Source organism: Peptoniphilus stercorisuis (assembly GCF_017874395.1).
GTDB lineage: Bacteria > Bacillota > Clostridia > Tissierellales > Peptoniphilaceae > Anaerosphaera > Anaerosphaera stercorisuis.
The window spans coordinates 69838-92287 of record NZ_JAGGLJ010000004.1 but is presented as its reverse complement, the minus strand read 5'-3'; the positions used below and the strand labels follow the sequence as shown (position 1 = coordinate 92287).

The 22450-nt window shown below is 26.2% G+C and carries 23 protein-coding genes and 1 riboswitch; of the genes, 18 read left to right on the top strand and 5 right to left on the bottom strand.

What is annotated here, in order from left to right; translation table 11 throughout:
- The first annotated feature begins 102 nt into the window (after window positions 1-102).
- Both J2Z71_RS02935 and abc-f read left to right on the top strand, forming a co-directional pair.
- The gene (locus tag J2Z71_RS02935; RefSeq protein ID WP_210060366.1) at window positions 103-1419 is read left to right on the top strand and encodes an MATE family efflux transporter; all 1317 of its coding nucleotides are present in this window, start codon (window positions 103-105) and stop codon (window positions 1417-1419) included.
- A 264-nt stretch (window positions 1420-1683) separates the two neighbouring features.
- Window positions 1684-3312 carry a ribosomal protection-like ABC-F family protein gene (gene abc-f, locus J2Z71_RS02930; protein ID WP_210060365.1) on the top strand — a complete coding sequence of 543 codons (1629 nt, stop codon included), beginning with the start codon at window positions 1684-1686 and terminating at the stop codon, window positions 3310-3312.
- 12 nt (window positions 3313-3324) lie between these two features.
- On the opposite strand, the gene J2Z71_RS02925 is transcribed toward abc-f, so the two are convergent.
- Window positions 3325-4086 (bottom strand): IclR family transcriptional regulator, encoded by a 762-nt coding sequence (locus J2Z71_RS02925; RefSeq protein WP_210060364.1) that lies wholly within the window; start codon window positions 4084-4086, stop codon window positions 3325-3327.
- A 334-nt stretch (window positions 4087-4420) separates the two neighbouring features.
- Here J2Z71_RS02925 and J2Z71_RS02920 point away from each other — a divergent pair, with 334 nt between their 5' ends.
- Window positions 4421-5047, top strand: a complete 627-nt coding sequence (locus J2Z71_RS02920) for a bifunctional 2-keto-4-hydroxyglutarate aldolase/2-keto-3-deoxy-6-phosphogluconate aldolase (protein WP_210060363.1) — start codon at window positions 4421-4423, stop codon at window positions 5045-5047.
- On the top strand, window positions 5044-6066 hold the full coding sequence (locus tag J2Z71_RS02915; RefSeq protein ID WP_210060362.1) for a sugar kinase: 1023 nt from the start codon (window positions 5044-5046) through the stop codon (window positions 6064-6066). Before J2Z71_RS02920 ends, J2Z71_RS02915 begins: the two co-directional genes overlap by 4 nt.
- 79 nt (window positions 6067-6145) lie before the next feature.
- Here J2Z71_RS02915 and J2Z71_RS02910 read toward each other — a convergent pair whose 3' ends face one another.
- The 4 genes from J2Z71_RS02910 to J2Z71_RS02895 all read right to left on the bottom strand — a co-directional run bounded on the left by J2Z71_RS02910 (window position 6146) and on the right by J2Z71_RS02895 (window position 9966).
- Window positions 6146-6502, bottom strand: coding sequence for a DUF1667 domain-containing protein (locus tag J2Z71_RS02910; protein WP_210060361.1), 357 nt, complete (start codon window positions 6500-6502; stop codon window positions 6146-6148).
- On the bottom strand, window positions 6499-7731 hold the full coding sequence (locus J2Z71_RS02905; protein ID WP_210060360.1) for an NAD(P)/FAD-dependent oxidoreductase: 1233 nt from the start codon (window positions 7729-7731) through the stop codon (window positions 6499-6501). Before J2Z71_RS02905 ends, J2Z71_RS02910 begins: the two co-directional genes overlap by 4 nt.
- 9 nt (window positions 7732-7740) lie before the next feature.
- A complete protein-coding gene (locus J2Z71_RS02900) occupies window positions 7741-9198 on the bottom strand; it encodes an NAD(P)/FAD-dependent oxidoreductase (RefSeq protein WP_210060359.1) in 1458 nt (485 codons plus the stop codon).
- A 102-nt stretch (window positions 9199-9300) separates the two neighbouring features.
- The gene (locus J2Z71_RS02895) at window positions 9301-9966 is read right to left on the bottom strand and encodes a FadR/GntR family transcriptional regulator (protein ID WP_210060358.1); all 666 of its coding nucleotides are present in this window, start codon (window positions 9964-9966) and stop codon (window positions 9301-9303) included.
- 304 nt (window positions 9967-10270) lie between these two features.
- Here J2Z71_RS02895 and J2Z71_RS02890 point away from each other — a divergent pair, with 304 nt between their 5' ends.
- The 14 genes from J2Z71_RS02890 (at window position 10271) to thiD (ending at window position 22376) form a co-directional block, all read left to right on the top strand.
- On the top strand, window positions 10271-11278 hold the full coding sequence (locus tag J2Z71_RS02890) for a TRAP transporter substrate-binding protein (RefSeq protein ID WP_210060357.1): 1008 nt from the start codon (window positions 10271-10273) through the stop codon (window positions 11276-11278).
- Window positions 11279-11332: 54 nt separating this feature from the next.
- Window positions 11333-11842, top strand: a complete 510-nt coding sequence (locus J2Z71_RS02885) for a TRAP transporter small permease (protein WP_210060356.1) — start codon at window positions 11333-11335, stop codon at window positions 11840-11842.
- Complete coding sequence (locus J2Z71_RS02880; RefSeq protein WP_210060355.1) at window positions 11835-13112, top strand: TRAP transporter large permease; 1278 nt, start codon at window positions 11835-11837, stop codon at window positions 13110-13112. Before J2Z71_RS02885 ends, J2Z71_RS02880 begins: the two co-directional genes overlap by 8 nt.
- Window positions 13113-13142: 30 nt before the next feature.
- On the top strand, window positions 13143-14162 hold the full coding sequence (locus J2Z71_RS02875) for a zinc-binding alcohol dehydrogenase family protein (RefSeq protein WP_210060354.1): 1020 nt from the start codon (window positions 13143-13145) through the stop codon (window positions 14160-14162).
- 11 nt (window positions 14163-14173) lie between these two features.
- Window positions 14174-15763 carry a mannitol dehydrogenase family protein gene (locus tag J2Z71_RS02870; protein ID WP_210060353.1) on the top strand — a complete coding sequence of 530 codons (1590 nt, stop codon included), beginning with the start codon at window positions 14174-14176 and terminating at the stop codon, window positions 15761-15763.
- Window positions 15764-15767: 4 nt separating this feature from the next.
- Window positions 15768-16850, top strand: a complete 1083-nt coding sequence (gene uxuA / locus J2Z71_RS02865; protein ID WP_210060352.1) for a mannonate dehydratase — start codon at window positions 15768-15770, stop codon at window positions 16848-16850.
- 84 nt (window positions 16851-16934) lie between these two features.
- Window positions 16935-17525: a DUF4878 domain-containing protein gene (locus J2Z71_RS02860; protein WP_210060351.1), complete on the top strand. Its 591-nt coding sequence runs from the start codon at window positions 16935-16937 to the stop codon at window positions 17523-17525.
- A gap of 23 nt (window positions 17526-17548) precedes the next feature.
- A complete protein-coding gene (locus J2Z71_RS02855) occupies window positions 17549-18043 on the top strand; it encodes a prolyl-tRNA synthetase associated domain-containing protein (RefSeq protein WP_210060350.1) in 495 nt (164 codons plus the stop codon).
- 169 nt (window positions 18044-18212) lie between these two features.
- The gene (locus tag J2Z71_RS02850) at window positions 18213-19187 is read left to right on the top strand and encodes a sigma-70 family RNA polymerase sigma factor (protein WP_210060349.1); all 975 of its coding nucleotides are present in this window, start codon (window positions 18213-18215) and stop codon (window positions 19185-19187) included.
- Window positions 19188-19194: 7 nt separating this feature from the next.
- Window positions 19195-19491 carry a DUF6506 family protein gene (locus J2Z71_RS02845; RefSeq protein ID WP_210060348.1) on the top strand — a complete coding sequence of 99 codons (297 nt, stop codon included), beginning with the start codon at window positions 19195-19197 and terminating at the stop codon, window positions 19489-19491.
- 62 nt (window positions 19492-19553) lie between these two features.
- Window positions 19554-20006 carry a GNAT family N-acetyltransferase gene (locus tag J2Z71_RS02840; protein WP_210060347.1) on the top strand — a complete coding sequence of 151 codons (453 nt, stop codon included), beginning with the start codon at window positions 19554-19556 and terminating at the stop codon, window positions 20004-20006.
- On the top strand, window positions 20007-20663 hold the full coding sequence (locus tag J2Z71_RS02835; protein WP_210060346.1) for a DNA alkylation repair protein: 657 nt from the start codon (window positions 20007-20009) through the stop codon (window positions 20661-20663). It begins immediately after the preceding gene.
- Window positions 20664-21035: 372 nt separating this feature from the next.
- A complete protein-coding gene (locus J2Z71_RS02830; RefSeq protein ID WP_210060345.1) occupies window positions 21036-21308 on the top strand; it encodes a hypothetical protein in 273 nt (90 codons plus the stop codon).
- 104 nt (window positions 21309-21412) lie between these two features.
- Window positions 21413-21510: riboswitch (TPP riboswitch) on the top strand.
- Window positions 21511-21557: 47 nt separating this feature from the next.
- Window positions 21558-22376, top strand: a complete 819-nt coding sequence (gene thiD, locus J2Z71_RS02825; RefSeq protein ID WP_210060344.1) for a bifunctional hydroxymethylpyrimidine kinase/phosphomethylpyrimidine kinase — start codon at window positions 21558-21560, stop codon at window positions 22374-22376.
- Window positions 22377-22450 lie beyond the last annotated feature (74 nt).

The window sequence follows — 22450 nt, the reverse complement described above, 5'->3', positions numbered from 1 at the left end:
ACTAATATTTTGCTACCGAGTAGAGTTTTAGGGTGTTTAAGTATTCCAATAGGTCACTGAAGGAATATTTAGGCACCTTTTTTTAATATAAGGGAGGAAAACATGGGAAAAAACAATATATTAAAAAAATTTATTAAATATGTAAGCTTAAATGTAATTGGAATGATAGGTCTGTCATTTTATATTTTAGCGGATACATTTTTTGTATCAAAGGCCTTAGGTTCAACTGGTCTTGCAGCACTTAATTTTTCTATTTCATTATATAGTTTAATTCATGGAACTGGACTTATGATTGGAATAGGAGCAGCAACATCCTATATATTTAAAAGATCAAAAAACAATCAAAAAGATGCAAATGAAACTTTTACAATTGCAGTAAAAATAGGGATTCTAATTGGAATTATATTCTTAATAATAGGACAAGTTTTTTCAAGAGAAATTAGTTTTATACTTGGAGCAGATAGCAGTACTATTGATTATTCTAGTACCTATTTAAAAGTAATATTTAGTTTTGCTCCATTTTTTATATTAAATAATATACTACTTGCCTTTGTTAGAAATGACAGTGCTCCAAAACTTGCAATGGCAGGTATGTTAATAGGTAGTTTTTCAAATATAATACTTGATTATATATTTATGTTTCCATTAAAAGGTGGAATGTTTGGTGCTGCACTTGCAACAGGCCTTGCTCCTGTAATAAGTATAATGGTTTTATCAATTCACTATTTTAATAAAAGTAATACATTTAATTTTGTAAAATGTAAATTAAAATTAAAAGAAATAAAAAATATTTTTTCTTTAGGGCTTTCATCTTTTATAAATGAAGTCTCATCAGGAATTGTATTAATTACATTTAATCTTGTAATACTTAAAATAAGTGGAAATATTGGAGTAGCAGCCTATGGAGTAGTTGCAAATCTTGCATTAATTGTAATTGCAATATTTACAGGAATAGCACAAGGTATTCAGCCACTTACAAGTAGAGCTTATGGTAAAAAAGACATATTTGAGTTAAATAAAATACTAAAGTATTCAATAATAACATCTATTGGGCTTTCTACATTAGTATATTTAAATACATTTATATTTTCAGAAAACTTAATAAATATATTTAATAGTGAAAACAATATTAAACTTTTAAATATTGCAATAAAAGGACTTAGAATATATTTTATTGGATTTTTCTTTACAGGTATAAATATAGTTTTGACAGCATATTTTTCAGCTATAGAAAAATCTAAAAAGGCTTTTTTAATATCTATTTGTCGTGGATTTTTAATAATAATACCTATGGTAATTTTCTTAAGTAATATTTTAGGAATGAATGGTGTGTGGTTATCTTTTGTGCTAACAGATTTTATAGTTGCATTAATAAGTGTTACTTTACTATTTAAAAATAAAAAGTTCATTGACAAGTAATATTTATTTTGTTAATATCAATATGAATTCAAATAATATAGAAGGAGTGTATTTTATAACAATGATTTATTAATCCATTTTTTTAGAAAAAATAACTAAATAGGAAATTTTATATCCTAGAATAGTTGTATGTTTTTTTATTAAAGAGTGGATAGTGTTATAAATACATTTAATATATTATTTAAATCTTTTTATTTTAATAAGAAGGTTTAGTTTTTATGTATAAGTGTTCTATCCTCTCTTAAATTTAAGGGAGGTTTTTTTATGATTATTTTTAAAGAAGTAAGTAAATCTTTTGGAAATAGGGAAATATTTAATATAGAAGATTTAAAAATAAATAAATATGATAAAGTTGGAATAGTTGGAACAAATGGTTCAGGAAAAACAACATTATTAAATATGATTGCAGGAATAGAAGATTATAGTGGAGATATTTTATTAGATAAAAATATAAAAGTAGAGTATTTAAAGCAAATTGAAGGAATTACAAATACAGAAATTTCAAAAAAATCTGCATCTATTTTAAAAGTTCCTTCTAAATATAATAAGTATTTATCAGGTGGAGAGAAAACTAAATTTAAAATAGCTGATTTATTAAATTCAAAAGGGAATTTATATTTAGTAGATGAGCCGACGAATAATTTAGATATAAATGGTATAAAGATATTGACTAAGGCTTTTAAAGAAAAAGAAGAAACAATGCTTATAATTTCTCACAATAGAGAATTTTTAGACAATGTATGTAATAAAATTATCGAGATAGAAAATAAAGAAGTAAAATTATATGATGGAAATTATTCGAAATATTTAAGTATTAAAGAAGAAGAGATACAGAGACAGGAGTTTTTATATGAGTCCTATGAAAAAGAAAAAGACAGGCTTAAAAAAGTAGTAGCAAAATCAAAGGAACAATCAAAAAATATTAGAAAGACTCCTAAAAGAATGGGAAATTCCGAATCAAGACTTCACAGAATGGGTGGACAAAAAAACAAGGCTAAAGTAGATAAATTTGTTAAATCTCTAGAGACTAGAATAGAAAAATTAGAAATAGTTGAAAAGCCTAAAGAAGTAGAAGAAATAAAACTTGAGATTAATGAAAAATCTAAGGTTTATGCAAAAATATTAGTAGATGGAAAAAATATAAATAAATCTTTTAAAGATAAAATAATATTTAAAGATGCAAGTTTTCAAATTCATAACAATAAAAAAACAGCTATAATTGGAGAAAATGGAAGCGGAAAGTCTACATTGATAAATATGATAGTAAACAGAAGCAGTGATTTAAAAATTAGTACAAAATTAAAAATTGGATATTTTAATCAAGATATGAGTATTTTAGATTATGATAAAAGCATACTTGAAAATGTAATGGAAAATTCTATTTATGATGAGAATACAGTTAGAAAAGTTCTTGGACGATTTTTAATAAAAGATGAAAAGGTAAATGAAAAAGCTTCAATATTAAGTGGTGGAGAAAGAGTAAAGATTTCTCTTTGTAAAATAATACTTGAAGATATAAATATATTAATACTTGATGAAATTACAAATCATTTAGATATAAATAGTATTGAAGTAATAGAGGAAGCTTTAATGAATTATGATAGAGCAATAATATTTGTTTCACATGATAAAACTTTTGTAGATAATATTGCAGATGAACTATTAATAATTAAGGATAAAAAGATTAATAAGCATATGGGGAATTATAGTTCTTATATAAAATCCTTAAACAAAAAATATGATAATTATAATTTAATGATTTTAGAAAGTAAAATGTCTGAAATAATTGGAAAATTATCTATGGAAATAAAAAAAGAAGAAAAAGAAAAATTAAATAGAGAATATGATGAAATATTAAAAAATATAAATAAAATAAAAAAAGAGATGAATTAATTCATCTCTTTTTTATTTTTGAACATATCCTAAATCTCTAGAAATATTATAAGAAGTTTTAAGAAGTTTCTCATAAAGTTCAGTTCCTAATTTATCGGTCATTCTAAAAGTAGGACCTGTAATGCTAATAGCTCCAGCAACATTTCCAGTAGAATCATAAAGTGCAGTACCTATACAATATATGCCGTCTTCATTTTCTTCTGCATCTCTTGCAATATTAGTATTTCTAACTTCCTGAATATTTTGCATAAAATCATCAAAATTTAAAATAGTCTTTTCTGTTTTCTTAACTTTAGGGGTTCTGTCCCAAATATCTTTTATTTCATCATCAGAAAGAGGAGCAAGCATAGCCTTGCCAACAGATGTATAAATTAAATGATTTCTAGTTCCAACATGAGAAGCCATTGTAATTGAATTATTTGCTTCAACTTTATCAACATAAACAGTATATATATCATCTTTTATAACTAAATGAACAACTTCATTAACTTCTTCAGATAATTCTTTCATATATCCATGAGATATTTCTATGAAGTTAGTGTTTTTTAGTTTAATATTTCCAAGATCATATAATTTATAAGATATTAAATATTTATTGTCTTTATCTTTTTCGATATAACCAAGATCTAATAAAGTACCAAGAATTCTATGTACTGTTGATTTATGAAGGTCTGTATCTTTACTAAGTTGAGTAACTGATGCGCCATCAGGATAATCTCTAAAAGATTCAAGTATTGAAAACGCTCTTGCTATTGATTGGATTTTTTCTGCCATATTATCACCTATCTAATTAATTGATTTTATATATTTTATCATACTTACTATTACTATAATAGAATTCATTTAAAATTTAATTAGTTAAACATTTAATAAGTTAAAAGCAATACATTTACATAATAATAGTAATAATATATAATTAAACTTTAATCCCATAATATAATATAGTGTATCACATTGTGGGATTATTAAAAGCTGTATTATGAATAATTATATATATTTTAAATATTGACTTGACTTGTAAATTGTTATTAGATACAATTTATTTAAAGTTTCGCAATACAATATTGAGTTTCACAATATGATACATAGGAATATATGGAGGGATAAAATGTCTAAAATAGAAACATTAAGTAAAATAAAAGAATTAGGAATTGTTGCTGTAATTCGTGGAAAAGACGTAGAAGAAGCATTAGGCTTTTCAAAAGCATGTGTTGAAGGTGGAGTAGATGTTCTTGAAATTACTTTTACAGTACCAAGAGCAGAAGAAGTATTAAAAAGACTTCAAGATGAACTTCCAGAAACAGCTCTAATAGGAGCAGGAACAGTACTTGATCCAGTAACAGCAAGAATTGCAATTATGAATGGAGCTAAATTTATAGTTTCACCATCTTTTGATAAAGAAGTTGCAATGCTATGTAATCTATATCAAGTTCCATACATGCCAGGATGTATGACACCAACAGAAATAACAGAAGCTCTAAAATATGGAGTAGATGTAATTAAAATATTCCCAGGATCAGCATTTGGACCTAAATACTTCAAGGCCATACATGGACCACTTCCACATGTAAATTTAATGCCAACAGGTGGAGTAGATGCAGATAATGTTGCAGAATGGATTGCAAATGGAGCATATGCAGTAGGTGCAGGTTCAAGCCTTGTAAAGGGAACTTCAGAAGAAATAATAGAAAAAGCAAAAACTTTTGTTAAAAACATTAAGGAGGCAAGAAAATGAGTAAAGTTGTAACAATGGGAGAAATAATGTTAAGATTATCAACTCCAGGTTATGAAAGATTTGTTCAAGCAGAATCCTTTGATGCTATATATGGTGGTGGCGAAGCGAATGTTGCAGTAAGTCTTGCAAACTATGGCCATGAATCATATTTTGTAACAAAACTTCCAAAACATGAAATAGGACAATCAGCAGTAAATGAACTAAGAAGATATGGCGTTAATACTGATTATATAGTTCGTGGTGGAGAAAGAGTTGGAATATACTTTTCTGAAACAGGAGCTTCAATGAGACCATCAAAAGTTATCTATGATAGATCAAATAGTTCAATTGCAGAAGCTGATGTAGAAGAATTTGATTTTGATAAAATCTTTAAAGATGCAAAATGGTTCCATATTTCAGGAATAACTCCAGCAATTAGTAAAAAAGGTGCAGAACTTACAAAAGCTGCAATGATTTCAGCTAAGAAAAATGGAGTTACAGTTAGTATTGATTTAAACTACAGAAAAAAACTTTGGACTCCAGAAGAAGCTCAAGCAGTAATGAAAGATTTAATGCAATATGTAGATGTATGTATTGGAAATGAAGAAGATGCATCACTATGTCTTGGATTTACTCCAAAGGGACTTGATGTAACAAGTGGAAAACTAGATGTTTCAGGATATGAACAAATTTTTAAAGAAATGAAAGAAGAATTTGGATTTAAAGTAGTTGCTAGTACATTAAGAGAATCATATAGTGCTTCAGACAATGGATGGAGTGCATGTATATATGATGGAAAAGAATTTTACCATTCAAGAAAATATGATGTAAGAATTACTGACAGAGTAGGAGGAGGAGACTCCTTTGCATCAGGATTAATAACAGGACTATTAGAAGGAAAATCTTCAAAAGATGCACTAGAATTTGCAGTAGCAGCATCAGCATTAAAACATACAGTAAAGGGTGACTTTAACTTAATGAGTAAAGAAGAAGTTCAAACTTTAGTAGATGGAGATGCATCAGGAAGAGTACAAAGATAATTTAGACTTACAGAATTTCTCTTAAATATATATAGATGTAACATAAAAAAGTGCATTCAATTTGAATGCACTTTTTTATTTATTTAATTGTTCTAGTAGATATTAAATCACATTCTAAATTTAAGAAATTTTTTATAATAATATCTCCAGAATTAATAGGTGTATTAATTTTTACTTTTTTGATTTCTTCCATAGCTTTAAAAATTAAACTTTTAGGTATTGGTGACGAAGTTTTTACACTGACTAATAAATCTTTTTTGTTTGAAGAAATAACTGAAGAACAAACTGTTCTCATAGGGTTAAATAATTCCTTATAAGCATATTCTTCTCCTTTTAAACAAGAGTGTCCTTCGATAGAAGAAATTTTCGAGCCATTATAATCAATAGTCATTTCACAGCTATTAGGACAAATAATGCAATTTATTGTTTTTTTCATATTATAAATACCTCCAAATTATCATTAGATATGAAATCATTTTTGTTTATTTTTATCTGTATCATTTGTGCAGGTATTAATTTATTGTAATTTAAAGATTTAATAACTTTATTAGATTGTACAATATCTATTTTAGCTTTTTTAAATGGTTTATTAACTCTTAGTGAAAGGTTAATATCATAGTTTAAGTTAGCTTTTTGAGGCAAGATATAAGAAATATTTTTATTTTTTTTAATTTCGATAAGTTTAGATGTACTATTAAGTTCATGTATATAGTTATAAACAGATTTAGCCATATTTTCAGACTCTAAAGAAACATTATCAACTAAATCGTGAACATGAAGAACATTACCAGAAGCAAATATGCCATTAATATTTGTTTCGTAGTTATTATCAATAATAGGTCCATTAGTTTTTGCATCTAGTATAATTCCTGCATTTTCAGATAAATCATTTTCAGGAATAAGGCCAACTGATAAGACTAAAGTATCACATTCAATAAACTTATAACTGTTTTTAATTACTACTCCATTATTATCAACATCAGATATTGTAACTCCACAAATACGATCTTTTCCATGTATGTAGGAAATAGTTTTATTTAAATATAAAGGAATATTATAATCATTTAAACATTGTTCAATGTTTCTAACTAAACCAGATGGATGGTTATTTATTTCTAAAACCATTTTAACATTAGCGCCTTCTAAAGTTAGGCGTCTTGCCATTATAAGTCCTATATCTCCAGAACCTAATATAATTATATTTTTTCCAATCATTCTATTATGAATATTAATATAACTTTGTGCTACACCAGCAGTAAAAACACCAGAAGGTCTTGTTCCAGGAATAGTTAACATTTCTCTAGTTCTTTCTCTACATCCCATACATAATAAAATAGCTTTAGATTTAACTTTATATACTCCATCAATAGAAGAAATTGTAACTTCTTTATTATTTTTAATATCTATAACCATAGAATTTGTAACATAATTAATATTTCTCTTATTCAATTCATTTATAAATATTTCTGCATATTCAGGTCCTGTTAGAGATTTTTTAAACCTTTTAAGCCCAAAACCATCATGGATACATTGATTTAAAATACCGCCTAAATATTGTTCGCGTTCTATAATTAAAATATTCTCAATGCCTAAATCATATAATTTAATGGCACTAGCCAGTCCAGCTGGGCCACCACCAATAATTATTGCATCATAAATTTTCATAGTATCCTCCTATCTAATTTTCCCTATAAACATATTAGAATTTTCACCTTGATATTTAATATTTTCTGCAGGTATATTTTTAATTTCTTCAATTAAATTAGTAATTCTCATTTGACAATATCCACCTTGACATTGTCCCATCATAGATTTTGTTCGATATTTAATAGATGAAACAGTAGATATATTTAATGGATTATTAATAGCCTGTATAATTTCTGCTTTAGATACTTTTTGACATCTACAAACTATTTCGCCATAGTCCTTATTTTGAGAAATAGCGATTTTTTGTTCTGCATAAGACATTTCTGAAAATTTTCTAATTCCTTTTCTATGAGGGATAAAATTCTTATTAGAAGTTAGATTTTCTTTTTCTTTTATTAAATTAACAACATATCTACCTATAGGTAAAGCAGCAGTAAGACCTGGGGATTCTATTCCTATTAAATTAATAAAATTTGGAGTAGTATCGTCTTCAATTTTAATAGTAAAATCTTCAATATTGCCAGTACTACTGGTTTTTTTAGGTAAAATACCTGAATATGTTCTTATATAATCTTTTCTATTGACTAAAGGCCAAATTTTATTTGCATTTTTAGCTAAATTATCAATGTTATCTTTATGTGTTGGATAATTAGAAGAACAACAAACATTTTCTGCATCTGGACCAACTAAAACATTTCCATCAGTTGTATTAGTAACATGTATGCCCATGTAAGTATTATTTGGAACTGGATAAATAGGCATAGGCAATTTATTTCCAGATTTTTTATTTAAAACAATATACTCTCCTTTAGAACCAATTACATTATAATTTATACCTACTAAGTTTGAAATTTCATTACAATTCAAACCAGCGGAATTAATAATCCATCTGGAATTTATTGTAGATTTGCTTGTTTTAATGCAATATATTTGCTCTGAATCTAAATATTTTATGTTAATTACTTTTGTATCGAAAAAATAATTTACGGAATTAATAGCAGCACTTTCTGCTAGGGCAATAGTGTAGATAAAAGGATCTACAATTCCACTATTTTTTGAATAAATACCATATTTACCAACAGCATCAGGAACTAGTTTATTAATTTCAGTTTCATTTATTAATTTCATTCCTTGAACTTGATTATTTTTTCCTTGTTGCATAATTTTTTTTAGTTGATTAAAATCTTCTTCAGTGTGTCCTACTAATAATTTTCCACATCTTTTAAATGGAACATCTAAAATTTTTGAGACTTCATCAAATTCTTCATTTCCTTGAACACATAGTTTGTTTTTTAAACTACCAGTATCATATGAAAAACCAGCATGTATAACTCCGGAATTTCTTCCGCTTGTTTCAAAACAAACATCATAGTTTTTTTCAATAACTGCAATTTTTAAATTATATTTTGATAATTCTCGAGCTATGGCATTTCCTACTACACCAGCACCAATTATAGCAAAATCAAAAATAAAATTATCTTTCAAAGTCATCCCACCTTTTTTAAAATATATATCATATATTATCAGTTTTGTAGAATAAATTCAATTAAATATAAAATTAAATATAAAAACATAGGATGTATATTACTATTTAAAAAATCTTTCTTTATTAAATAGAAGATGAAATGTCATAGTTTCTCTAGCAGCTCTAGGGTTATTAGATTTTATTGCGTTAAATAATTCTTTATGTGATTTTAATGTTTGTTTGTATTCAGTTTCAAAAACTTCTTCTGAAAAAATTTTCATACCAGCTGAAAGAACAGGAATTAGATTTTCTATAATTAAATTATTGCTGATTTGTGCTAATTTAATATGAAAATTTTGATCGGAAATTAAAAAATCTTCTTTTTTTTCAATCTTAGTAGACATTTCACTTAAAATAGATTCTAGTTCATTTATATCGTCTTCAGTTGCATTTAATGCAGCCATTTCAGCTATTTCAGGTTCAATAATACTTCTAAATTCAAAAATATCTTTAATTAACTTATCTTTATCAGAAATAAGTAAAAAACCTAAAGGGTCATCTGAAATACCAACTTTTTCTGAAACATAAGTTCCAGATCCTTGTTTGATATCTATAATATTTCTAGAACTTAATATTTTCAATGATTCTCTAATAGTATTTCTTCCAACATTGAATAGGTCCATCAATTCATATTCGTTTGGAAGTTTATCCAAGGGTTTTAGATTATTTTTTATAATATAATCTAGTATTTTTTCTGAGGTATTTATAGATAATGATTTATTTTCCATTTAAATCTCCTTTATTTTTAAGTATCGATTTATAATAATTGTAAGTTAATAGTTTTATTTTTTCAAGAATTACAGATAAGTGAAAATATTTAATAATATTCTAATTAAAATCTAAAATATCATTGAAAAAAACTAATATTTCAGATATGATATTTGTATCATATTAAGGTAAAGGGTTTCACAAAGCGGGATAAAATTTAGACAATATTATTTAGTGAAATTTTCTTACATACAAAGATATTTTAAATAATTTGTTATGTAAACTCTTTATTTTAAAATAAAAAACAAAATACAGGGGGTAAAAATGAAATTTAAGAAGTTAGCATTAGTAGGGCTTGCATGTTCATTAGCATTAGGTTTAGTAGGTTGTGGAAATAGTACAAAAGAAGCAACAAGTGATAAACCAATAGTTTGGAAGTTAAGTGATATCGTAACTGAAGACCATAATTGGAATTTAGGTGCTAAAGAATTTGCAAAAAAAGTGGAAGAAAAAACAGATGGTAAGTTAATAATTGACATTTATCCAAACTCAGAATTAGGATCTGAAATGGAAGCATTAAATGGAATTTTATCTGGAACAGTTGATATGACAATTTCTGGAGAATCAATGGCAAATTGGGCACCACTTGCAGACTTATTAGCAGCTCCTTATGCTTATAAAAACGAAGAACATATTGAGAAGGTTTTAGATAGTGAAACAGGAGCTAAAATTAAAGGTCAAATTCAAGAAAGTGGATTTAAACCTTTAATGTATCAACTAAGAACTCCAAGAAACTTAACATCTAATAAAATGGTAAGTACACCTGAAGAGGCAAGAGGATTAAAATTAAGATTATCAAATACACCATTAGCAATTAAGTGTTGGGAAGCAGTAGGAGCAAATGTAAACGTAATGGCTCTTAATGAAGTATTTACTGCTTTAAACCAAGGGGTTATCAATGCTCAAGAAAATCCATATGATATGATTTTTAATTCTAGTTTTTATGAAGTTCAAAAATATGTTAACGAAACAGAACATGTTATAGGATATTTATTTTTTGTAGTTGGAGATAAACAGTTTGAAGCATTATCAGAAGAAATGCAAGAGCAAGTATTAGAAGCTGCTTCAGAAACTCAAGAATATATAAATAACTTATATTTTGAAACTAGAGATGATTTTAAAAACAAATGTGAAGAAAAAGGTATGATTATAAATGAAGATGTAGATAAAGAAGCATTTAGAGCTGCAATGGAACCAGCAATAAAATCATATTTTGATGAAGATTCATACACAGTTTACGAAGATATAGTAAAAATGGGTGAAGAAATTTAATTAAAGTAAGAAAACTGCTAAGCAGTTTTCTTAAATTTTTATGAGGTGAAGTTAGTGAAAAAAATAGATAAAATATTAGATAAAATTTTATCTTTTATAACAGTTTGTTTATATATGGCTATGATATTAGTTGTATTATTACAAATAGGTGCAAGATATATTCCATCTCTTACATTAAGTTGGACTGAAGAACTTACACGCTTTATATTTATATTTATTATTTGTTTAGGAGCTCCTTTATCACTTAAATATAATTCTTTTGCGGATGTTGACTTAGTTTATGAGAAGTTTCCATTAAAAGTTAAAAAGATATGCTATTTTCTTATTTTTGCATTAATAGCATTATTTAACATTGTTGTAATATTTAGTGGATATAAATTTGTTGTTTTAGGAAAAAGATCAGTATCTCCAGCATTACATTGGCCTATGTTTATACATCATAGCTCTGTTTTTTTATTAGGAATATTTTCTTTATTTTATTCAACATTAAAATTAATAAAATTATTTAAAGATTCAGATAATGCGTTAAAAGATTTTGAACCGGAGGATATAGTAAATGAATAATGTATTAATAATGTTTATAATATTTTTGATATTACTATTTATTAGAGTTCCTATAGCTTATTCTTTAGGAGTTTCATCGTTAGTTTATTTAGTCTTAGCAGGAATACCCTTTAATATAGTAGTTGAAAAAATGTATGCTGGTATGGATTCTTTTACTTTAGTTTGTATACCATCATTTATACTAGCAGGTAATTTAATGAATACAGGAGGAATTACTAAAAGAATTGTTGCTTTTTGTAATGTTTTTGTAGGACATATAAGAGGAGCTTTAGCTTATATAAATATATTGGCTTCTGTTTTATTTGCAGGTATATCAGGAACGGCTCTAGCTGATGTAGCATCATTAGGATCTATGCTTATACCTTCAATGAAAGATGAAGGATATGATGCTGATTTTGCAGTTGCGATTACAGCATCAACTTCAGTTGTTGGACCAATAATACCTCCAAGTGTACCAATGGTTATAGCTGGAACACTAACAAATTTATCTATTGCAAAATTATTTGTTGGAGGAATTATACCAGGAATTATTTTAGGAATAGGATTTGTAATACCAACATATGTAATTTCGAAAAAAAGAAATTATCCAAAACATGAAAAGGTAAGTGGAAAAGAAAAAGTTACTACAATAAAACAAGCTATATGGGCTCTATTAATGCCTATAATATTAATGGTTGGTATTTTAAGTGGTATCTTTACACCAACAGAAGCATCTGTAGTAACAGTTCTTTATGCTTTTGTTGTTGGTATATTTATATATAAAGAAATTAAATTAAAAGATATTCCTGCAATATTTAGAGATACAGTAATATCAGCTGGATCTGTTATTGTTTTAGTAGGAATAGCAAATCTTTTTGCGTGGATATTAACAAGTGAAAGAGTTCCACAAAATATTGCTAGTGGAATTTTAAACATAACTCAAAATAAAATATTAGTAATATTAATTATGAATATTGTTCTTTTATTTGTTGGTATGTTTATGGAGTCTATTGCGGCTATAATAATTATGGTTCCAGTGCTATTACCAGTTGCTGTGCAAATAGGAATGGATCCAGTTCATTTTTCTATAATGGCAATATTAAACTTAATGATAGGTTTAATAACACCTCCAGTAGGATTATGTTTAACAACTGCAGCTCAAATAGGAAAGATATCCATGGGAAAAGCCATAAAGGCAAATATGCCATTTATGTTAGTAGTTTTAGGTGTTTTATTATTAGTTTCATATGTCCCAGCAATTACTACTTTTTTACCGGGGTTAATGAGTTAATATTTAGTTAATAGAAAAAAGGTGATGAAAATGAAAGCAATACAAGTAAAAGAACCTAATAAAATTGAAATGGTTGAAATTGAAAAACCAAAAATAGAATCAAAAGATCAAGTATTAGTAAAAGTTAGAGCGTTTGGAATTTGTGGTTCAGATGTTGGTATTTTGAAAGGAAAAAATCCTTTTGCAACATATCCTAGAATAATAGGCCATGAAGTTTCTGGAGAAATTGAAGAAGTAGGATCTAATGTATCTAATTTTAAACCTGGGGATAAAGTTGTGCTTGAACCTGTTGAATTTTGTGGTGAATGTTATGCTTGTAAACAAGGTCGATATAATGTCTGTAAGGATTTAGAAGTTTATGGAGTTCATAGAGATGGTGGATTCTGTGAATATTTAGTAACAGACAAAAGTAAATGGCATAAAGTAGATGATTCATTAACTTTTGCTGAAGCAGCAACAGCAGAACCATATACAATCGCAGAACAATGTACTCAAAGAGCTAATGTTCAAGAAGGAGATTGGGTTTTAATAACTGGAGCAGGACCTATGGGACTTTTAGCAGTTGATATTGCTACTAAAAAGGGTGCTAAATGTATTGTTTCTGAAATTAATGAATATAGATTGGAAATGGCAAAGAAATTTGGTGCTGAAGTGTTAATAAATCCATCAAAAGAAAATTTAAAAGATAAAATTATGGAATTAACAAATAATGAAGGTGCTAATGTATTAATAGATACAACAGGAGTTCATGGGGTAATTAAAGAAGCTATAGAATACTTATCACCTGCTTCTAGAATTGTACCTTTAGCTTTTGGATTTGATGATATACCTGTGAATTATAAAACATTAAATCAAAAAGAAATTTCTGTATCAGGAACAAGACTACAAAATAATAAGTTTCCAATAGTAACTTCATATCTTCATGAGAAAAAAGATTTATTAAAGTTATTTGTTACTCATGAATTTGTAGCAGAAGAATATGAAAAAGCATTTGAAACTTTTATGGATCCAAAAACAAATGCAATTAAAGTAGTTCTAACATTTAATTAAAGGTGATAAATTTGAAATTAAATATAGAAAATTTAGAAAGTATAAAAAGTTTATGCGATAAGGTTCCAGAGTATGATGTTTTAGAAGTAAGAGAAAATACTATAAAAAATCCTACATGGTTACACTTTGGTGCTGGAAATATATTTAGAGGTTATATTGCAAGACTTGATCAAGATATGTTAAATAAAGGCCTTGTAGATACAGGTATAAATGTGGCTGAAAGTTTTGATTATGAAATTATTGATAAGATATATAAGCCTTATGATAATTTAACTTTGTCTATAACTTTAAATAAAGATGGAGATTTTGAAAATAATTTAATAGCTAATTTATCAGAAGCATTAAAAATCAATAATGATTTTAATAGATTAGTTGAAATAGTAAAAAACAAATCTTTACAAATAATCAGTTTTACAATTACTGAAAAGGGATACAATATTTATAAACCAAATGGGGAGTTTTTAGATATTGTGAAAGAGGATATTGAAAAGGGAATTGAAAATCCAAAACATATTATGAGTCTTGTTGCAAGATTATTATATGAGAGATTTAAAGAAAATTCTTTACCTATTGCAGTTTTAAGTCTAGATAATTGTTCACATAATGGAGAGAAATTATCTAGTTCTATAATAGAAATTGTAGAAAAATGGGTTGAAAATGGATTTGTTGAAAAAGAGTTCTTGGATTATTTAAATAATGAAGAAAAAGTATCTTTTCCATGGTCTATGATTGATAAAATAACTCCTAGACCGGCTGAGGTTATTGAAAAATATTTAAATGAAAAGGGATTTGAGAATATATCTCCTGTTATAACTGAAAAACACACTTATATAGCTCCATTTGTAAATTCAGAGGAAGCTGAGTATTTAGTTATAGAGGATAAATTTCCAAATGGAAGAGCTCCACTTGAAGAGGTTGGAGTATATATGACATCAAGAGAAACAGTAAATAAAGTGGAAAAAATGAAAGTTACAACTTGTTTAAATCCACTGCATACAACTCTTGCAGTATATGGATGTATGCTTTCTTATGAAAGTATATCAGATGAAATGAAAGATAAAGAGCTTGTTGGTTTAATTAAAGAAATTGGATACAATGAGGCTTTAAAAGTAGTTGTAGATCCTTTGATTTTAAATCCAAAAGATTTTATTGATGAGGTTATAGAAGTTAGACTTCCTAATCCATATATACCAGATACACCACAAAGAATAGCAACAGATACTTCACAAAAAATTCCAATTAGATTTGGAGAAACAATAAAATCATATTATAACTCAGAGGATAAAAAAGTATCAGATTTAAAATTTATTCCACTAGCATTAGCTGGATGGCTAAGATATCTATTAGGAGTAGATGACAATCTAGAAGAATTTGAAAGAAGTTCAGATCCTTTACTAGAAGAGTTAACTAATACTTTAAAAGATATTAAAGTTGGAGATTTTAAAGAAACTGAAGAGTTAAAAGATTTATTGAGAAATGAAATGATTTTTGGAGTAAATCTTGAAGAGGTAGGCCTTAGTAATTTAATAATACAATATTTTAAAGAATTAAGTGCTGGTAAAGGTTCAATAAGAAAAACTTTAGAAAAGTATGTGAGGTAATTATATGAAAATGACATTTAGATGGTATGGAGATTCAGATCCAATACCTTTAAAATATATAAAACAAATTCCAAATTGCTCAGGAATTATGGGAATGATGGATGATTTTGAAGCAGGAGAAGTTTGGGACGAGAAAAAATTTGCAAAATATGTAAAAGAAGTAAATGATGCAGGTCTTGAAATTGAAGTTATTGAAAGTGTAAATGTTCACGAAGATATTAAACTTGGACTTGCAACTAGAGATGAATATATTGAAAATTATAAAAAATCAATAAGAAATCTTGCTAAAAATGGAGTAAAGGTTATAGTTTATAATTTTATGCCTGTATTTGACTGGTTAAGAACAGATCTTGCAAGAGAAATTGATGAAGATGGTTCTAATTCATTATATTATGATCACAAAGAATTAGAAGGTATGACTCCTCAAAAATTAGTTGAAAATACTATGAAAACAGCAGGTGGTTTTTCACTACCTGGATGGGAGCCAGAAAGACTTGCAGAGCTAGAAGATGTATTAGAAAAGTATAAATCAGTTGATGAAGAAAAACTTTTAGAAAATTATAAATATTTCTTAGAAGGAATTATTCCAACATGTGAGGAAGTTGGAATTAAGATGGCTGTTCATCCAGATGATCCAGCTTGGCCTGTATTTGGTATTCCAAGAATAGCTCATACAAAGGAACAATTAGATAGAATTGTAAAATTAGTTGATTCACCATCAAATTGTCTATGTGTTTGTACTGGTAGTTTAGGATCTAATCCAGAAAATGATATTCCATCCGTTATAAGATATTTTGGAGAAAAGAAAAAAATTGCTTGTATGCATATAAGAAATGTAAAATATCTAGGAGAAAAGAAGTTTAGAGAAGCTTCTCATCTTTCAAGTGATGGAAATTTAGATATGTTTGAAATAGTAAGAGCATTATATGATACAGACTTTGACGGATATATAAGACCAGATCATGGAAGAATGATTTGGGATGAAAAGGGAAGAGCTGGATATGGATTATATGATAGAGCTTTAGGATTAACATATTTAAATGGTTTACTAGAAGCTATTGAAAAAATGGACAAGTTAAATAAATAAAAGAAGGAGCTACTTAGGTAGCTTCTTTTTTATGTTTAAAATATAATGAATAGAGATATATTTATAATGAAGGAGAGAAGATAAATGAAAAATAAGAAGTATATAATAATTTCAGTTTTATTTTTATTATTTATAGTATCTTGTAATAAAGATGGTCCTGAGGAGATGCTTGATAATTTTACAGTAGCAATGCAAGAATTTGATTTAGAGAAAGTTTTTAGTTATGTAAATCCAGATAAAGTAAATAGTGAGAATAAAGATAATTTAAATATTGAAAATCAAATAGAAAAATCATTTCTTAGTTATTTAAAAAACAATGCAAAAAATATTACATATGAAATTAAAGATGTAAAGAAAGATAAAGATATAGTTACTGCAAAAGTTTATTTTAAATATATTGATGGAACAAAGATTATTAGAAAAACTTTAAATGAATATTTTGAATATATTAATGAGAATTTTTCTGATGGAAATATTAGTGAGGAAGAAAATAGTAAAATTTTAAATGATATTTTAAATAAAAAAATCAAGGAAATAGAGCCTTTATATGTTGATGCAATAATAGATATAGAGTGTATTAAAAAAGACGGTAAATGGTATATAGACAACCCTTCAGATGAATTATTTGATGTGATGATGTCTAATTTTATATCAGTATCTAAAAAATTAAATTAGTATTTTATTTGAAAGGAGATTTTATGAATAATTCTGAAGAGGTTTTTGAAAAATTAGAAAAACTTAATATCAATTACAAAATAGTTGAGCATAAAGCAGCTACAACTACTGAAAAAGCTGATGAATATATTGAAGGACATGAGGGAGTAAGAACTAAGACATTATTTTTAAAGAATAGGAAAAAGAAAAATTTATATTTAATTGTAATGGATGATGAAAAAAGAGTTAATATGAAAGCTCTTGAAAAAATTCTTGAAGATAAGGGACTTGGATTTTGTTCTGATGAGTTATTAATGGAAAAGATGAAACTTGAACCTGGTGTCGTTTCTCTTTTTGGTTTAATAAATAATGAGGATAAGGATATTAAAATTATTTTTGATGAAGATGTTATAAATGAAGAAATATTTACATTTCATGCTAATGTAAATACAATAACAGTTTTTATATCTAAAAAGGATATGATTAAATTTACAGAAGAACTAGGATATGAATATAAAATAATAAAAATACCTGAATAAATTTTAAGAAGCTTTAGGGCTTCTTTTTTGATTTGTTAAATTCTAAAAAATCTGTTATTATATTGTATATGAAAAACGTTTTACTGCAAAAAATATTATTAAAACTTGAGATTTTAAGAGAGCTATAATATATTTGAAAACGTTATACAATATATTGCTGAGGTGGAGTATGAGACAGAAATTAATGGACTATACAGATCAAAAACTAAATTATATAGATAGTGATTTAGATTATAATTTTGATTATTTTTTTAAAGAATTTTATGAAAGAGACAATGTAGAGACTAAAAAAATAAGAGATAAAGATAGGTTTAATATAAAAGATAAGGACTTGTATGCATTAAATAATGAAGAACTTGTAATCGTATATCAAAAGGGAAATGAAAATGCTCTTGAGATATTAATTAATAAAAATCAAAAATTAATTTATAGTAGAGTTGAAAAGTATAAAAATACATATAGACAAGATTTAGAATATGAAGATTTATTTCAAGAAGGATCCATTGGAATGATTACAGCAGCAAAAAAATTTGATGTAAATTTAGGATATAAATTTTCTACATATGCAACACATTGGATAGATCAAGGTATTATGAGGAAGATAGAGAACGATGGATTTACAATAAGAATTCCTACTCATGTCTTTGAAAATATTAATAGACTTAGAAGAGAAATAAATGAAGTTGAATTTTTAGATATAAGTTATTCTGAAAAATTAAAATTATTGACAAAATATACTGGTTTTAGCATTGAAGAAATTAATAATTTAAATAGAATATATAATGATATTTTAAATTCATCATCATTAAATTTATCAGTATATGGAGATAATGGACAGAGTATATCAGAAAAAACTGAACTTCTAAATTTAGTAGCTGATAGTAAAAATGAAGATGTTTTTGAAATTGTTTCAAATAATTTATTAAGAAGAGATTTAGAAAAAGTGCTATCAACTTTAACAAAAAAAGAAAAGAATATAGTTAAAAAGAGATTTGGGCTTATTGGTGAGAAAGTTGAGACTTTAGAGGAAATAGGTGCAGAATATAATTTAACAAGAGAAAGAATTAGACAAATAGAAAAGGATGCTTTAGACAAATTAAAAAAACCTTATAGGGCAAAATTAATTAAGGAATATTTATATTGAGGGCGAAATGAAGAAAAAATATGCATTTATATTAATGGGAGATTACAATATTTTAGATGATAGGGCTGTATTTGAATCTGAAAATATGATGAGCTATATTTATACAGTAAATAATATAGATGAAGCTTATAAGCTAGCTTATAAACTAAAAGATGATGGAGTAGGTGCTGTAGAAACTTGTGGGGCTTTTTCAGAGGATAATATTGAAAAAATATCTACTATATTAGGGGAAAATATTGGAGTTGCAAGAGTTGTGGCAACTGATAAGGAAAAGATAAAGCTAGATAAATTTTTTAGCAATTAATAAAAGTAATTATGATAAAATAGACTTAGTAGAAATTAAGTCTTATTTTTTTGAGGTAAAAAATGCAAATAAAAGAAATAAAAGAAAATAGAAAGCTGTATAAGGAGCTTCTTCTATTAGCGGACGAAGAAGAGAAGATGGTAGATAAATATATTAATAAAGGAAAGATGTTTATCTTAAAAAAAAATAACAAAGTAGTTGGAGGGATACTTATAATAGAAATTGATAATGAGACACTTGAAATAAAAAATTTGGCAATAGATAAATTTTATCAAAAAAATGGATATGGAAAAATGTTAATAGATTATATTATAGAAAACTTTAAAGATGAATATGATTATTTAATAGTAGGCACAGGAGATAGTCCACTAACTATACCATTTTATGAAAAAGCTGGATTTAAAAAGTATAAGATAATTGAAGATTTTTTTATAGATAATTATGAAGATGAAATAATTGAATGTGGTGTAAAATTAAAAGATATGATATATCTCAAATGTGAAATAGGTGATTAAATGAACCATTATGAATTTATAAATAGTATTAAAACATATGAAAACTTAAATAAGTCAGAAAAAATGAGTGCTTATATGAGGGGAAAGTTTGAGTTTTTAGGAATAAATGCTCCACTTAGATATGCTCTGGAAAAAGAATATTTTAAGGAACTTAAAACTAGTAGAAAAATAGATTGGGATTTTGTGGAAATATTGTGGAAAGAAGAACAAAGAGAATTTCAATATATTGCAACTGATTATTTAAATAATATGAAAAATTATCTTAAATATGAAGATTTGGATAAATTATATAAATTAATAAAATCAAAATCTTGGTGGGACAGTGTAGATAACTTTCCAAGGCTTATTTCTAAAATTGTAGATATAGATAAAAATACAAATACAGCAATGGGAAAATGGAGTAGAGATGGTAATTTATGGATAAGAAGAGTGTCTATAATATATCAACTTCATAGAAAAGATAAAACAAATGAAGAGTTTTTAGAGCGAAATATTTTAAATAATTTAAATGGCAATGAGTTTTTTATAAATAAAGCAATTGGCTGGGCTTTAAGAGATTATAGTAAATATAATAGTGCCTTTGTAAGAGAATTTATAGATGAAAATAGAGAAAATTTATCAACTTTATCAATAAAAGAAGCTAGTAAATATTTATAATATTGATTTGTAAAAAATAATCTTTCATAGGAGTTTTAGAAGATTTATATTAGGGCTAATAAATGAATTTTAGGTATTAGTCCGAAGTATATTATATTAATAATAGCCTTTTCATTAAAATATATAAGTATTTTAAATAGAATTATTAAAAATATTAATATTTGTCGATATTTAATTAATTTAAGAAATTTTATACTAAAATGCATTAATAACACTATATAAGTAAAGAAAATGCCTAAAAAGGTTTAAGTTTTCTTTTTTGTGATAAATATATTATAAGAATAAAATATCCTTTTCATAAATTCTTAAAATTAGTCTTGATGAAAACGTATAATTGTCGTAATATTAAATTAAGGGAAAAGGGGGATACATATGAGACTTAAAATTAAAGAACTCCATGTCTTTTATTTTTGTCTATCTGTACTTATTATAATGTTATACATAATAAATCCTAATTTTTTAGGATATAATTTAAGAGCAACTTGCAACTTATTGCTTGCAGTTATTCTTGTATTACAAATGGGCAAAATTTTATGGTTAGATGGAAAAAGTAAAAAAAGAGATAGTTATTTTGAATTAAGACAATTTATTGATATTTTAATTCCAGTGGTAGGACTTTTTTTAGGGGTAATTCCAATGAATTAAATATACATATCTAAAGGCCAGATAATCTGGTCTTTTTTATTTTTAAAATTTATTATATAGATTGTTAAAAAAATAAATTAATGATAGTATATTACTATAATAATTAAATATTGCAGGGGAACTTATAATAGTTGAGAAGGCATAGCCTGACCCTTTGAACCTGTTGGTTAATACCTACGTAGGGAGCGTTTGAATTTGAGTTTAAAGTGCTTCTTTTGGAGCACTTTTTTTATTTATAAGGAGGAAAAAATGAAAAAAGTTTTGACAATTGCAGGATCAGATTGTAGTGGTGGAGCAGGAGTTCAAGCAGACTTAAAGACAATGTCGGCACATGGTGTATTTGCAATGAGTGTAATAGTTTCAGTAGTTGCAGAAAATACAAGTAGAGTAATAGATATAGAAAATATTTCTACAAAAAATATACTAGCTCAAATTGATGCAATTTATGAAGATATTGGAACAGATGCAGTAAAAATTGGAATGCTTTCAAATGAGGAATGTATGAAAGCTGTTGCAAAGGGAATAAAAAAATATAAACCTAAAAATATTGTAGTAGATCCAGTTATGTATGCAAAAAATGGATGTCCATTAATGGATGAAAATTCAATAGATGCATTAATAAAAAATATTCTTCCAATAGCAGACCTATTGACGCCAAATATTCCAGAGGCAGAAAAAATTGCAGGAATAGAAATAAAAAATAGAGATGATATGAAAAAGGCTGCAAAAATAATAAACGAAAAAGGTTGCAAAAATGTTTTAATTAAAGGAGGTCATAGCCTTGATGATGTAACTGATGTATTATATTCAAATGGAATTTTTTATAATTTTGAAGGTAAAAGAATAAATACAAAAAATACTCATGGAACAGGATGTACACTTTCATCTGCTATTGCTTCTAATTTATCTTTAGGATATTCAATGGAGGAATCTATAAAAAGAGCTAAAAAATATATAAATATGGCAATAGAAAATTCATTAGAAATAGGAAAAGGTCATGGTCCAACAAATCATTTCCATGCACTTTATGAAGGTGGGTTAAAAGCTATGAGAAATTTAGAAGAATAAAAAAGTCTTATAAAAATAAAAAAAGTAGTTGACAAATTATTAACTTTATCTTAAGATTGATTTAACAACTTAAG